Source organism: Kitasatospora sp. NPDC059722 (genome assembly GCF_042733235.1).
Lineage (GTDB): Bacteria > Actinomycetota > Actinomycetes > Streptomycetales > Streptomycetaceae > Kitasatospora.
On record NZ_JBHWGD010000059.1, the window covers coordinates 1 to 13,420 of the forward strand.

The 13,420-nt window shown below is 74.2% G+C and carries 11 protein-coding genes; 3 read left to right on the top strand and 8 right to left on the bottom strand.

The window, feature by feature from the left end:
• Window positions 1-26 precede the first annotated feature (26 nt).
• The gene (locus tag ACFV4F_RS30290) at window positions 27-968 is read left to right on the top strand and encodes an LPXTG cell wall anchor domain-containing protein (protein WP_380507159.1); all 942 of its coding nucleotides are present in this window, start codon (window positions 27-29) and stop codon (window positions 966-968) included.
• 176 nt (window positions 969-1,144) lie between these two features.
• Here the strand turns inward: ACFV4F_RS30290 and ACFV4F_RS30295 are convergent, their stop codons facing one another.
• The 3 genes from ACFV4F_RS30295 to pdhA are packed head-to-tail and all read right to left on the bottom strand — an operon-like array spanning window position 1,145 to window position 4,770.
• Window positions 1,145-2,626, bottom strand: coding sequence for a dihydrolipoamide acetyltransferase family protein (locus tag ACFV4F_RS30295; protein WP_380507162.1), 1,482 nt, complete (start codon window positions 2,624-2,626; stop codon window positions 1,145-1,147).
• A gap of 15 nt (window positions 2,627-2,641) precedes the next feature.
• A complete protein-coding gene (locus ACFV4F_RS30300; RefSeq protein ID WP_380441665.1) occupies window positions 2,642-3,616 on the bottom strand; it encodes an alpha-ketoacid dehydrogenase subunit beta in 975 nt (324 codons plus the stop codon).
• Complete coding sequence (gene pdhA / locus ACFV4F_RS30305) at window positions 3,616-4,770, bottom strand: pyruvate dehydrogenase (acetyl-transferring) E1 component subunit alpha (protein ID WP_380441667.1); 1,155 nt, start codon at window positions 4,768-4,770, stop codon at window positions 3,616-3,618. The genes ACFV4F_RS30300 and pdhA overlap by 1 nt, the downstream gene beginning before the upstream one ends.
• Window positions 4,771-5,194: 424 nt before the next feature.
• Between pdhA and ACFV4F_RS30310 the strand changes: the two genes are divergently transcribed.
• Together ACFV4F_RS30310 and ACFV4F_RS30315 are read left to right on the top strand one after the other, a co-directional pair.
• Complete coding sequence (locus tag ACFV4F_RS30310) at window positions 5,195-5,854, top strand: response regulator (protein ID WP_380441668.1); 660 nt, start codon at window positions 5,195-5,197, stop codon at window positions 5,852-5,854.
• A 67-nt stretch (window positions 5,855-5,921) separates the two neighbouring features.
• Window positions 5,922-7,040, top strand: coding sequence for a phosphotransferase (locus ACFV4F_RS30315; RefSeq protein ID WP_380441670.1), 1,119 nt, complete (start codon window positions 5,922-5,924; stop codon window positions 7,038-7,040).
• Between the two features lie 29 nt (window positions 7,041-7,069).
• On the opposite strand, the gene ACFV4F_RS30320 is transcribed toward ACFV4F_RS30315, so the two are convergent.
• The 5 genes from ACFV4F_RS30320 to ACFV4F_RS30340 all read right to left on the bottom strand — a co-directional run bounded on the left by ACFV4F_RS30320 (window position 7,070) and on the right by ACFV4F_RS30340 (window position 13,269).
• Window positions 7,070-8,836, bottom strand: a complete 1,767-nt coding sequence (locus ACFV4F_RS30320; protein ID WP_380441672.1) for a protein kinase — start codon at window positions 8,834-8,836, stop codon at window positions 7,070-7,072.
• Between the two features lie 111 nt (window positions 8,837-8,947).
• Window positions 8,948-10,357 (bottom strand): protein kinase, encoded by a 1,410-nt coding sequence (locus ACFV4F_RS30325; protein ID WP_380498519.1) that lies wholly within the window; start codon window positions 10,355-10,357, stop codon window positions 8,948-8,950.
• 300 nt (window positions 10,358-10,657) lie between these two features.
• Complete coding sequence (locus ACFV4F_RS30330; protein ID WP_359970521.1) at window positions 10,658-11,233, bottom strand: bacterial proteasome activator family protein; 576 nt, start codon at window positions 11,231-11,233, stop codon at window positions 10,658-10,660.
• 267 nt (window positions 11,234-11,500) lie between these two features.
• Window positions 11,501-12,154 carry a hypothetical protein gene (locus ACFV4F_RS30335; protein ID WP_380507165.1) on the bottom strand — a complete coding sequence of 218 codons (654 nt, stop codon included), beginning with the start codon at window positions 12,152-12,154 and terminating at the stop codon, window positions 11,501-11,503.
• Between the two features lie 137 nt (window positions 12,155-12,291).
• The gene (locus tag ACFV4F_RS30340; protein WP_380507168.1) at window positions 12,292-13,269 is read right to left on the bottom strand and encodes an NAD(P)H-quinone oxidoreductase; all 978 of its coding nucleotides are present in this window, start codon (window positions 13,267-13,269) and stop codon (window positions 12,292-12,294) included.
• Between the last annotated feature and the right edge of the window lie 151 nt (window positions 13,270-13,420).

Genomic DNA, 13,420 nt, shown 5'->3' on the forward strand with positions numbered 1-13,420 from the left:
GACCCATGGCCCTGGGGAGTCACGTCATGCGCACGTCCGTTATCACCCGCTTTGCGAAGAACACCCGCTCGCTCTCCACCCGCCGCACCCTCGCCACGCTCGTCACCACCGCCGTCCTCGCCGGCGGCATCCAGATCCTCACCACCGACACCGCCTGGGCCTGTGCCGGTCCGTACGAGGTGACGACTCCGGCCACCCCGGCCCCGGCCGCCACCCACAACGGCGACCTCACCGCTTCCTTCCACCAGACCCGGGACGGCCAGACCCTCATCGCGGGCGGCCCGAAGGTGGAGGTGGGCGTCGGCATCACCAACTTCACCGGTGCGCCCTACGAGAACGTCGCGGCGTCCATCTCGCTGTTCAACCCGGTGCCCGGCGCCGGCCTCCGGACCGAGGACTTCACGGTCGAGGTGGCGTCCGGCGGGACCTGGAAGCCGGTCGCCCTCAGCCCCGGTTGCGACCCGTCGCTCCACACCAACGCCTCGCCTGCCACCGTCGTCAAGCACCTCGAGAACGGCCGGGCGGAGCACTTCACCTTCCGCATCGGCCTCTCCGCGAAGGCCCCCAAGAACCTGGGCAAGGTCAAGATCGGGGTCCTCGGGCAGGCTCCCGGTTCCCAGGCCGTGGTCGGCGACTCGAACTTCACTTTCCCGGTGGAGCACCCGGCCGCCGCCCAGCCCGTCCCGACCGCCACCGCCAAGCCGAGCGCCCCGGCCAAGGCCAAGACCACTCCCGTCGCCCCGGCCAAGCCCGCCGCGGACGAGACCAAGACCGCCGCTCCGGCCGCGCCCACCGCCGAGGCCCCCAAGTCCCCCGCCGCGAACTCGACTTCCGCGCCGGCCGGCACCCCCGAGCTCGCCCAGACCGGCTCCTCCTCCAACGGCTTCCTCGCCGGCTCCGCCGCCGCCCTCCTCGCACTCGGCGCGGGCGTCCTGATCGCCGTCCGTCGCCTCCGTCCCCAGCGGTAACCGACGGACGGACACCACGAAGGGGGGGGGGGGGGGCCCCCCGCGGGGGGGGGGGGGCCCCCCCCGGGGGGCCCCGCCCCCGCCCCCCGCCGGAACCCCCGGCCCGCACCCCCGGGCGGGCCACCCCCCCACCCGTTGGGGGCCGGCCCCCCCCCTTCCGTGGTCCTACCGGCCGGTCAGCCCCAGGTGATCAGGCGCTTCGGCTGCTCCAGGAGGGCGGCCACGTCGGCCAGCACCCTGGAGCCCAGTTCCCCGTCCACCAGGCGGTGGTCGAAGGAGAGGGCCAGCGTGGTCACCTGACGCGGGACCACCTTGCCCTTGTGCACCCACGGCAGCTCCCGGACCGCGCCGAAGGCGAGGATCGCGGCCTCGCCCGGGTTGAGGATCGGGGTGCCGGTGTCGACGCCGAAGACGCCGACGTTGGTGATGGTGACCGTGCCGCCCTGCATGTCGGCCGGCGAGGTCTTGCCCTGGCGGGCGGTCTCGACCAGTTCGCCGAGCGACGTGGCCAGCCCGGTCAGGGTCTTGGCGCCGGCGTCCTTGATGTTGGGCACGATCAGGCCGCGCGGGGTGGCCGCGGCGATGCCGAGGTTCACCTGGCCCTTGATGACGATCTCCTGGGCCGCCTCGTCCCACTGCGCGTTGATCTCGGGGTGCCGCTTGATCGCGGTGAGCAGCGCCTTGGCGACGATCAGCAGCGGGCTGACCCGGACGTCCCGGCCCAGCTCGCCGCTCTCCTTGAGCCGGCGGACGAACTTCATCGTGCGGGTCACGTCGACCTGGACGAACTCGGTGACGTGCGGCGCGGTGAACGCCGAGGCCACCATGGCCTGCGCGGTGGCCTTGCGGACGCCCTTGATCGGCACCCGGACGTCGCCCGCGGCGGACCCGGACACGACGACCGGAGCCTCGGCCGGCTCGGCCGCGACGGGCTCGGCGGCAACGACGGCGGCAGCGACCGCGGCCGGAGCCGAGGCCGCGGCGGCCAGGGCCGACGCGTGCGCGTGCACGTCCTCGCGGGTGACGACGCCGTCCCGGCCGGTCGGGGTGACCGCGCGCAGGTCGATGCCGAGGTCCTTGGCCAGCTTGCGCACCGGCGGCTTGGCCAACGGCCGTTCGCCGGTGTGCTGTTCGGCCACGAGAGGAGCCACGACAGGAGCCACGACAGGAGCCGCGACGGGAGCCACGGCCGGGGCCGGAGCCGCGGGGGCGGCCGGCGCGGCCACGACCGTGGTCGTGGTGGTCCGACGGGCCCGGCGCTGGGCGGTGCCGGTCCGCGGACCGTAGCCGACCAGCACCTCGCGCCGCTCGGGCTCGGCCGGCGCGGCCGGCGCCTCGGCCGCCGGAGCGGCGGGGGCGGCCTGCGCGGCGGGGGCGGCCGGAGCCGGGGCCCCGCCCTCCCCGGCGACCGCGACCGAGATGATCACGGTGCCGACGTCGACCGTCGCGCCCTCGGGGAAGAAGAGCTGCTCGACGACCCCGTTGAACGGGATCGGCAGCTCCACCGCGGCCTTGGCGGTCTCCACCTCGCAGACGACCTGGCCGTCCGTCACCGTGTCACCCGGCTTGACGTACCAGCTGAGGATCTCGGCCTCGGTGAGGCCCTCGCCCACATCGGGCATCTTGAACTCGCGGAGCGAGCGAACTTCGGTGGTCATCTTCGCTCCCCGGTATCAGAACGCGAGCGCGCGGTCGACGGCGTCGAGCACGCGGTCCAGGTCGGGCAGGAATGCCTCCTCGACCCGGGACGGCGGGTACGGCGCGTAGTAGCCGCCGACCCGCAGGACCGGCGCCTCCAGGTGGTAGAAGCACCGCTCGGTGAGGCGGGCGGCCAGCTCGGCGCCCATGCCCAGGAACACCGGCGCCTCGTGCACCACGACGGCCCGGCCGGTGCGCTTGACCGACTCCTCCAGGGTGGCGAAGTCCACCGGGGAGAGCGAGCGCACGTCGACGACCTCCAGGCGGCGGCCGTCCTCCTCGGCGGCCGCGGCGGCCTCCAGGCAGACCTTGACCATCGGGCCGTACGCGATCAGCGTCGCGTCGGTGCCGGGCCGGACGATCCGGGCGTCGTACAGGCCCAGGTCGGCGGCGTCGCCGACCTCGCCCTTGTCCCAGTAGCGGCGCTTGGGCTCCAGGAAGATCACCGGGTCGTCGGAGGCGATGGCCTGCCGCAGCATCCAGTGCGCGTCGTGCGCGCTGGACGGGGTGACCACGCGCAGGCCGGCGGTGTGCGCGAAGTACGCCTCGTGCGACTCGCTGTGGTGCTCGACCGCGCCGATGCCGCCCGCGTAGGGGATCCGGATGGTGACCGGCATCTTGACGTGCCCGAGCGCGCGGGCGTGCATCTTGGCCAGCTGGGAGACGATCTGGTCGAAGGCCGGGTAGACGAAGCCGTCGAACTGGATCTCCACGACCGGGCGGTAGCCGCGCAGCGCGAGGCCGATCGCGGTGCCGACGATGCCCGACTCGGCGAGCGGGCTGTCGATGACCCGGCCCTCGCCGAAGTCCTTCTGCAGGCCGTCGGTGATCCGGAAGACGCCGCCGAGCTTGCCGATGTCCTCGCCCATCAGGAGGGTCTTCGGGTCGTCCTCCAGCGACTTGCGCAGGGCGCTGTTGAGCGCCTTCGCGATGCTGAGCTGACCGGCCATCAGAGGTTCTCCCCCGCCTCGAAGGAGGCCGCGTACTGGACGTACTCGGCCCGTTCCTCATCGACCAGCCCGTGCGGCTCGCTGTACACGTGGTCGAAGATCAGCGTCGGGTCCGGGTCCGGCATGCTGCGCACGCCCTCGCGCACCCGCAGCCCCAGCTGCTCGCTCTCGGCGTCGATCGCGGCGAAGAACTCCTCGTCCGCGAGGCCCTCCTTCTCCAGGAGGGTGCGCAGCCGCAGGATCGGGTCCTTGGCCTTCCAGGCCTCGGTCTCCTCGGTGAGCCGGTAGCGGGTCGGGTCGTCGGAGGTGGTGTGGGCGCCCATCCGGTAGGTGAACGCCTCGATCAGCACCGGGCCGTTGCCGTTGCGGGCGTGGTCGAGCGCCCAGCGGGTCACGGCCAGGCAGGCCAGCACGTCGTTGCCGTCGACCCGGACGCCCGGGAAGCCGAAGCCGGAGGCGCGGCGGTACAGCGGGATCTTGGTCTGCGTGGTGGTGGGCTCGGAGATCGCCCACTGGTTGTTCTGGCAGAAGAACACCACGGGGGCGTTGTAGACCGAGGCGAAGGTGAAGGCCTCGTTGACGTCGCCCTGGCTGGAGGCGCCGTCGCCGAAGTACGCGATGACCGCGTCGTCCGCGCCGTCCTTGGTGATGCCCATCGCGTAGCCGGTCGCGTGCAGGGCCTGCGCGCCGATCACGATGGTGTACAGGTGGAAGTTCTTCTCGTTCGGGTCCCAGCCGCCGTGGTTCACGCCGCGGAACATGCCGAGCAGGTTCAGCGGGTCGACGTCGCGGCACCAGGCCACGCCGTGCTCGCGGTAGGTGGGGAAGGCGTAGTCGCCGGTGCGCATGGCACGACCGGAGCCGACCTGGGCGGCCTCCTGGCCGAGCAGCGAGGCCCACAGGCCCAGCTCGCCCTGGCGCTGGAGCGCGGTGGCCTCGCCGTCGAACCGGCGCACCAGCACCAGGTCGCGGTAGAGGGCGCGCAGCTCCTCCGGAGTGGTGGTGAGCGGGTAGTCCGGGTGCTCGACCCGCTCGCCTTCCGGCGTGAGCAGTTGGACGAGCTCCGGCTGGGCGTCCGTACCCGTGGCGCGCAGGGTGTCAGGGACGGAGGGGGCCGCCTTCTTGCGGGCCCTCGCCGTGCTTTTGACGGTCACGTTCACTCCTCGGTCTGTCCGGCCGCCCGGGGTCGCCGGTGACCGGTCCGGTCACCGCCTCGCGGGGCGCGTGGGTATGCGCACCTGTTGCGGGGCAGGTGGTGATCCTGTTCCGACGGCGTCCCTCACGAGAACGTTACCCAGCGTCCGCCCTTGGCGCGCCTGCGCTAGGACGTCCTACTTGTTCAGGGCCTACAACCCCGTGGGTGCCGCGCTCGGCTCGCCGTCGGTTGGGTGGGGGTGACGGACCGCGTGACGCAGCTCTCAATTCGGGCGCCTTCAGGACACCAGCGCACGTTATCCGGGCGACGGCCCGTACGTAAGGGGGTTCTCGGTATCGGTTTCGGACCGGTCTGGCCGGAACACGCCCCTGGGGCAGTACGTACGAGAGGCCACTTGTAGGGTCATATGGGAGGTTTTGGGTGTGAGTGATAACGGACAAATCAGAGTTTTCCTGCTCGACGACCACGAGGTGGTCCGACGGGGCGTGCACGACCTGCTCTCGGTCGAGGACGACATCGAGGTGGTCGGGGAGGCCGGCACCGCCGCCGAGGCGATCACCCGGATCCCCGCCGTCCACCCGGACGTGGCGGTGCTCGACGTGCGCCTGCCGGACGGCAACGGGGTCGAGGTCTGCCGGGAGGTCCGCTCGCGGCTGCCCGAGCTGAAGTGCCTGATGCTGACCTCCTTCTCGGACGACGAGGCGCTGTTCGACTCGATCATGGCCGGGGCCTCCGGCTACGTCCTGAAGGCCATCCGCGGCACCGACCTGATCACCGCGGTGCGGGACGTCGCGGCCGGCAAGTCGCTGCTCGACCCGGTCGCCACCAGCCGGGTGCTCGCCCGGCTGCGCGACGGCGGCGAGAAGGAGGACGAACGGCTCGCCCAGCTCACCAAGCAGGAGCGCCGGATCCTCGATCTGATCGGCGAGGGGATGACGAATCGTCAGATCGGCAACGAGTTGCACCTGGCCGAGAAGACGGTGAAGAACTACGTCTCCAGTCTGCTCGCCAAGATGGGCATGGAGCGGCGCACCCAGGCGGCGGCCTTCGTGGCCCGGCACCAGGCCGACCAGCAGCACTGAGCCCGGGCAGCATCACAGTTCTGACGACTTGTCAAGGGCCCCCGCCAGGGGGCCATAACCTCTGGCTGTGACTTTCAGCCAGACCCTCGCCTGCGCCCCGGCCCGCCCCGACCTCGCCGCCCCGCCGATAGGGACCCTCAGCCCGCCCGTCCCGCGCGCCGCCCTGGCCGAGGTGCTGTGCCGCTACCCGATCGGACGGATACTGACCGCCGAACCGGTCGCCGAGGGCCTGCTCAACCGCGGCTACCGGGTCGTGACCGAGGCCGGTCCCCATTTCTTGAAGTGCTACGTCGACGCCGCCACCGCCAACCGTCCGAAGATCGTCGCCCACCACCGCGCCATGGCCGCGCTGCACGCCCTCGGCCTGCCCGTCGCACCCCCGCTGACCCGCACCGACGGCGCCGGGACGGTGGCCTCCTCCGGCGGCCGGCTGTTCGCCGTGTTCCCGTGGGTGGATGGCCGACACCGGCACGGTACGGAGCTCCCCCTGCCGCAGTGCGACGCTCTCGGCGCGCTGCTCGGCCACCTGCACGGCGCGCTCGACGACGTCTGCGCCCCGCTCGACCAGCCCGACGGCTACCGCAGCGCCGACCCGCTCGACAGCGCCGACCTCGCCCGCGACCTGCTCGGACACGCCCGCGCCCACCGCCCCCACGGCGACCTCGACGCCCTGGTCGAACGCCGGCTCGCCGAACGGCTGGAACTGCTCGCCGACCACGCCCACCGCCGCCCCGCCCCGCAGGCCGCCCCGCCCACCGGCTGGACCCACGGCGACTTCCACGGCCTCAACCTGCTCCACCCGGCGGCGCTCGACGCCCCCGGCGCACCCGGGGCGGACGGCGTCGTGGCCGTCCTGGACTGGGACAAGCTCGGCCCGCAGCCGCGCGCCGAGGAGGCCGTCCGCGCCGCCACCCTGCTCTTCAACGACCGGACGACGGGCACGCTCGACCTCGTCCGGGTCCGGCACTACTCGCAGGCCTACCGGGCCACCGGCGCCGCCACCCCCGAACACCTCGCCGCCGCCGCCCACCGGGTCTGGTGGGAGCGGCTGAACGACTTCTGGATGCTGCAGTGGCGCTACCAGCGGGGCGACCACCGGGCCGACCCGCTGTACCCCGCCTCCGCGGGCCAGTTGGCGTGGTGGTGCCAGGAGTACGAACAGGTCCTGGACGCCTTCGCCAACTGACCCCGGCCGGAAGCCGGTTCAGCCCCCGATCAGCCGAGCGTCGGCGGCGGCGTGATCGGGGGCTTGCCCGTCGGCGGCGCCGGCTGGCTGGTCCCCGGGTTCGCGCCGGTCGGCGTGCTGCCGCCGCCGCTCGGCGTCGACGGCGCCGTCGTCGGGGTGCTGGACGCCGACGAGGAGGCGGTCGGGGAGTGCGTCCCGGTCGGCGTCGGCGTCTGGCTCTGCGTGTGCTTGTTCGTCGGCTGCGGCGACATGTTGGTGCCGCCGTTGCCGCCGCCGTAGTTGCCGTTGTCGGTCGGCTGCGAGGGCTTCCGGCTGTTCGTGTTGGAGGCCGGCGGACTCTGGCTGCCGCTCGCGGGCGGCGTGGTGGCGTCGGTGCTGCTCACCGCCGGGGCGGGCGTGCTGGGACCGAGGTTGGTGCCGCCGCCACCGCCGCCACCGCCACCGCCGCTGAGCGCGAGCGCGATGCCGACGCCGGCCGCGACCAGGACGGCCGCGATGCCGGCCACCCAGCCCCACGGCCCGCGCCGCCGCCCGTACCCGTCGTCGTCCCCGCCGTCGTGGCCGTCGTCGTAGGGGCCGCCGGGGCCCTGGTAGGGCGAGGACGGGGTGTGCGGGCCCGCGGGCGGCCGGCCGCCGTGGTACGGCAGCACCGAGGTCGCGTCGCCCGCGCCGATCGCGCCGAAGGCCGCGGTGGCCGCCGTCTGGTCCGGCCGGATCACCTGCGTGGCGCCGGTGTCGCCGGGCGCCGCGGGCAGCCCGGCCGTGGCGCCGGCCCAGCCGGCCCCGGCCGCGCCGTGCATCTCGCGCAGCGCGTGCTGGACGTGCGCGCGGAACTCGTCGGCGTCCTGGAAGCGGTCGTCCGGGTTCTTCGCGAGCGAGCGCAGCACGATCCCGTCGAGGCCGACCGGCACCCGGCTGTTGGCCTGCGAGGGCGGCACCGGCGGGTCCTGGACGTGCTGGTAGACCACCGAGAGCGGGGTGTCGCCGGTGAACGGCGGGCGCAGCGTCAGCAGCTCGTAGAGCATGCAGCCGGCCGCGTAGAGGTCGGAGCGGTGGTCGACCGGCTTGCCGAGGGCCTGCTCGGGCGACAGGTACTGCGGGGTGCCCATCACCATGCCGGTCTGGGTCATGGTGGTGGCCCCGCCGGTCAGCGCGCGGGCGATGCCGAAGTCCATCACCTTGACCGCGCCGGTGGTCGTGATGATCACGTTGGCGGGCTTGATGTCGCGGTGCACGATGCCGTGCCGGTGGCTGTAGGCGAGCGCCTCCAGCACCCCGGCGATGATGATCAGCGCCTGGTCGACCGGCGGCGCGGCCTCGTCCACCAGCAGTTCGCGGACGGTCCGGCCCTCGACCAGCTCCATCACGATGTACGGGGTGGACTCGTCGCCGAAGTACTCCTCGCCCGTGTCGTAGACCGAGACGATCGAGTGGTGGTTGAGGGCCGCGACGGCGTGCGCCTCGCGGGTGAACCGCGCCCGGGCGATGTCGTCCTGGGCGAGCTCGCCGCGCAGCAGCTTGACCGCGACGGTCCGGCCGAGCCGGATGTCCTCGGCGGCGAAGACCTCGGCCATGCCGCCGCGGCCGAGCCGGTGGGTCATCCGGTAGCGGCCGTCACCGACCGTCCCCAGGGGGGCGGCGGTGCCGCGCCCGGGGGTCTGCGGGCCGCCGGGCGGCACCGGCGGGAACGCGCTGGTCGCGGCGTCGCTCCCGGGCACGCTCGGCTGCGGGGCCCCGCCGGTCCGGCCGGCCGCCCGGGCGCCCTCGTCGTCGTCCGGATGCTGCGTCTGTGCCATCGCTCCTCGCCCCGGGCGTTCGCTCGGATCGCGGTGCCCTGTCGCTTTCGTATCCCCGAACGCTACCGCCTCCGGCGCGCGCCGTGACACGCCCGATCCGGCCGCGACCGGTCAGAGCAGGCCGGAGCGCTCCGGGGCGTCCAGCACCAGCACCACGGCGGACGGCGCGGCACTGCCGTACGTGGTGCTGTGGGTGTTGTTCTTCGCCTTGTTGATCACGATCGCGATGATGATGCCCGCCAGGACGAGCACACCGATGATGATCATGATGACCACGGCCGCCGTCGAGCAGCCGCCCCCGCCGGCCGCCGGGGCCGGGTTCGGCCGGTACGGCGGCACGGGCTGCGGCGGCGGGGTGTGCGCGGGCCGCTGGAACGGCTGCGGCGTCTGGTACGCCGGCGGCGGGGTCTGGTACTGCGGCTGCTGCTGCGGGAAGGGGTGCGGCGTCTGCGGCGCCTGCGGACGCGGGGTCTGGTAGGCCGGCGGCGGGGTCTGGTACTGCGGCTGCTGCGGCGCACCGCCCTGCTGGAGGTACTGCGGGTGCGGCGTGGCCGGGTTCTGCGGCGCGGCGTGCACCGAGCGCGGGCCCTCGTTGATCACCAGCGGCGTGCTCGCCTGCAGCGAGTGCCCGCCGCCGCCCTTGAGCTCGGCGATCAGCCGCTCCGCCTCGTCCCGCATGGCCTCGGCGCTCGCGAAGCGGTGCGCCGGGTCCTTGCGCAGCGCCTGGGCCACGAACGCGTCCACCGCCGGCGGGAGCGACGGGTTCATCGTGGACGGCGCCGGCGGCTCCTCCTGCACGTGCTTGTAGGCGATCGAGAACGCCGAGTCGCCGTCGAAGACCAGCTGGCCGGTGAGCATCTCGAAGAGCATCACGCCGACCGAGTACAGGTCGGAGCGGGCGTCGACCGGCTTGCCGAGGGCCTGCTCGGGCGACAGGTACTGCGGGGTGCCGACCACCATGCCGGTCTGGGTCATCGACGTGACGCCGGATTCCAGCGCCCGGGCGATGCCGAAGTCCATGACCTTGACGTTGCCCTTGCGGTCGAACATGACGTTGCCGGGCTTGATGTCGCGGTGCACGAGACCCATGTCGTGCGAGGCCTCCAGCGCGTTCAGCACGCCGATGGTGACCCGCAGGGCCTCCTCGGTCGGCATCGCGCCGTACTGCGCGACGGCCTCGTTGATCGTCTCGCGCAGGCCCTTGCCGTCGATCAGCTGCATGACGATGTACGGCGTGCTGGAGCCGTCGGGGGCGACGTCCTCGCCGCTGTCGTACACCGTGACGATGTTCGGGTGCTCCAGGCGGGCCACCGCCTGCGCCTCGCGGCGGAACCGCTCCTTGAACGAGTCGTCCCGGCCCAGCTCGCTGTGCATGCTCTTCAGCGCGACCTGGCGGCCCAGCACGCTGTCGAACGCGAGGTGCACGGATGCCATGCCGCCCTCGCCCAGCAGCCGCTGCAACACGTAGCGGCCGTTGCCCAGGGAGTAGCCCTCGACCGCCGCGTTGCCGTGCTCGCTCATCTGCTGCTCCCCCTCGGCGCGGGCGTCACCGCCGCGACCGTGACGTTCGGTCTCGTCCGTACGTGCTGCGGTCCGGGCCCGTCGGCCGGCCCGGCCCCCTGCCGCGGCGGCTGCACCGGCCTGCGACAGGGGGCCAGGGTATCGGCTCCCGCCGACGGTGATCGGTCCAGGGCCGCTCCGCGGGGATCGGCCCGGTGGCTACCCGCCGGTAGCCCGCCCGGCGGCGGGCCGTCCCGGTACGACCGGCGGGTGCGCCGTGCGGGCGCGGCCCGCGGGTGTCGCCGCGGGCCGCGGGTGGGCCTACAGGTACGGGCCGGAGCGGATCCCGCGGCCCTGGCCGGGCTCGTCCTCGTCCGGCTCGCCGCCGTGCAGCCCGGGCGGCAGCGCCCGGCGCATCTGCTCCAGCTGCGCCCGCGCGGCCATCTGCTGCGCGAACAGCGCGGTCTGGATCCCGTGGAACAGCCCCTCCAGCCAGCCGACCAGCTGGGCCTGCGCGATCCGCAGCTCCGCCTCGGTCGGGATGGAGTCCTCGGTGAACGGCAGCGACAGCCGCTCCAGCTCGGCGACCAGCTCGGGAGCCAGGCCCAGTTCCAGCTCCTTGATGGAGCTCGCGTGGATGTCCTTCAGCCGCGCCCGGCTGGCCTCGTCGAGGGGCGCCGCCCGGACCTCCTCCAGCAGCTGCTTGATCATGCTGCCGATCCGCATGACCTTGGCGGGCTGCTCGACCATCTCGGTCACCGGGAGCTCGCGCGGCCCCTCGCCCTCGTCGTCCCCCGCCGGGCCCGCGAACCCCTGGCCCACCGGCATCCCGTCCGGTCCGAGGATCAGCACCTTCTGGCCGTCCTGCGACGAGCTCTCGTTCATCGGATTCGTCATGAACAACATTCTCTCTCACTGGGGTTGGTCGGGCGGAAGCCCCCGGCCCGCACGGCCGGTCCCGACGGTACGCCCCGGCCGGCCCCTCGGGAATCCGTACGGATACTCAGTTCTCGCGCGCCGCACCGCCGCACCACCCCCCGATCCACCGCAACCCCGCACACAACCTCCCCCACACCCACCCGCGCCGCACCGACCCTCCTCCGCCGGATCCGAGCCCCCGCGCACACGGCCGCCCCGCCCCGCCGCCCGTCTCCCGTCGGGCGGTTACCAGCCCCTGCGCAGACGCAGGCCGACCAGGCCGAGGCCGCAGCCGATGAGGCCCAGGCCGGCGCCGAGGGGGAGCTGCAGGGTGGAGGCGTCGCCCCAGCGGGCCGGGATCACGGTGGGGGCGGCGATGGCCTGCGTGGCGGCCGTCGCGGCGGTGTCCGGGGCCGCGTCGTCGGCCGGGGTGTCCGGGGCGTCGGCGTCGGCGGTCCCGGGAGCCTGTTCGGCGGACTGGTCCGGGGCCTGCTCGACGGCCCCGTCGGACGCCTGGTCGGGCGCCTGGTCCGGCGCCTGCTGCGGCGATGTGTCCGGCGCCTGCTCCGGCGCGGCGGGCCGGTGGCGGTGGGCGCGCGGGTCCCAGTCGTCCGGGCGGGAGTGGGTGGCCGCACGCTCCGGCGGCGCGGCGGACGGGACGGCGCCCCCGGACCAGCCGGACCCGTCCGGCCCGTCCGACCGGTCCGCGCCGTCGGCCCGGTCCGCGGCCTCCGCCGAGCTCGCCGCCCCCGGTCCGGGGGCGGCGACGGCCACCGTCGCGGCGGCCAGCGGCAGGACCAGCCCGAGCACGGCCGCCGCGGCCAGCCGGCGGGCCCGGGCGGGGCGGCGGGAGGGAGCGGCGGGCAGCGGCCCGAGGTGCGCGTGCGTTGGTGCGGCCACGGTCGGAGGTCCTTCCGACGGCCGACCGCGCGGGGCGGGGTCGGCGGCGGGACAGCTCCGGACCAGCCTCACACACTCCGGCAATCAGGGCATTTCGGACGCCCCTCGGGTGCTGGTACCGCCGCACCCGCAAGGCCTCAGGCCCGCAGCACGACCTTGCCCACCTGCTCCCCCCGCTCCAGCACCCCGTGCGCCACCCCGGCCTCCGTCAGCGGCAGCACCCGGTCGACGACCGGCTTGACCACGCCCGACTCGACCAGCGGCCACACGTGCTCCCGCACCGCCGCCACGATCGCCGCCTTCTCGGCCAGCGGCCGCCCGCGCAGGTTGGTGGCGACGACCGCGCCGCGCTTGCGCAGCAGCGTGTTGAGGTCCAGCTCGCCCTTCACCCCGCCCTGCAGCCCGATGATCACCAGCCGTCCGTTGACGGCGAGCGCGTCGACGTTCCGCTGCAGGTACTTGGCGCCCATGATGTCGAGGATCACGTCCGCCCCGGCCCCGTCGGTGGCCTCCCGGAGCGCCTCGACGAAGTCCTGCTCCCGGTAGTCGATCACGATGTCCGCCCCGAGCTCGGCGCACCGCGCGAGCTTCCCGGCGCTGCCGGCCGTGACCGCCACCCGGGCGCCGACGGCCTTGGCCAGCTGGATCGCCATCGTCCCGATGCCGCTGGCGCCGCCGTGCACCAGCACGGTCTCGCCGGGCCGCAGGTGCGCGGTGAGGAAGACGTTGGACCACACCGTGCAGGCCACCTCGGGCAGCGCCGCGGCCTCCTCGAAGCCGAGCCCCTTCGGCAGCGGCAGCAGCTGCCCGGTCGGCACCGCGACGCGCTGCGCGTAGCCGCCGCCGGCCAGCAGCGCGCACACCTCGTCGCCGACGGCCCAGCCGGACACGCCCGGCCCGAGGGCGGCGATCCGCCCGGCGCATTCGAGCCCCGGGTACACCGGGGAGCCGGGCGGCGGGTTGTAGAAGCCCTGCCGCTGGAGCAGGTCGGCCCGGTTGACGGCGGTGGCCACCACGTCGACCAGCACCTCGCCCTCACCGGGCACCGGGTCCGGCACCTCCGCCCAGACGAGCGCCTCGGGACCACCGGGTACGGGAATCGTCATCGCATGCATGCCCCGAACCTACTGCGCGCCGCCCCCGGCCCGGGGCAACGGCTTGGGGCCGGGGGGGTGGGACAACCCCCCCCCCCCGGGGGGGGTCGGCGGGGGGCTCGTGTCGACGCCCCCGCACACCCCCCCGCACTAGAGACAACAGCGAGAGGGC

Excerpts from the sequence above, each read along its gene's own strand:
- ACFV4F_RS30290 (WP_380507159.1), top strand. The coding sequence starts at position 27 with ATGCGCACGTCCGTTATCACCCGCTTTGCGAAGAACACCCGCTCGCTC.
- ACFV4F_RS30295 (WP_380507162.1), bottom strand. The coding sequence starts at position 2,626 with ATGACCACCGAAGTTCGCTCGCTCCGCGAGTTCAAGATGCCCGATGTG.
- ACFV4F_RS30300 (WP_380441665.1), bottom strand. The coding sequence starts at position 3,616 with ATGGCCGGTCAGCTCAGCATCGCGAAGGCGCTCAACAGCGCCCTGCGC.
- ACFV4F_RS30320 (WP_380441672.1), bottom strand. The coding sequence starts at position 8,836 with ATGGCACAGACGCAGCATCCGGACGACGACGAGGGCGCCCGGGCGGCC.
- ACFV4F_RS30325 (WP_380498519.1), bottom strand. The coding sequence starts at position 10,357 with ATGAGCGAGCACGGCAACGCGGCGGTCGAGGGCTACTCCCTGGGCAAC.
- ACFV4F_RS30330 (WP_359970521.1), bottom strand. The coding sequence starts at position 11,233 with ATGACGAATCCGATGAACGAGAGCTCGTCGCAGGACGGCCAGAAGGTG.
- ACFV4F_RS30340 (WP_380507168.1), bottom strand. The coding sequence starts at position 13,269 with ATGCATGCGATGACGATTCCCGTACCCGGTGGTCCCGAGGCGCTCGTC.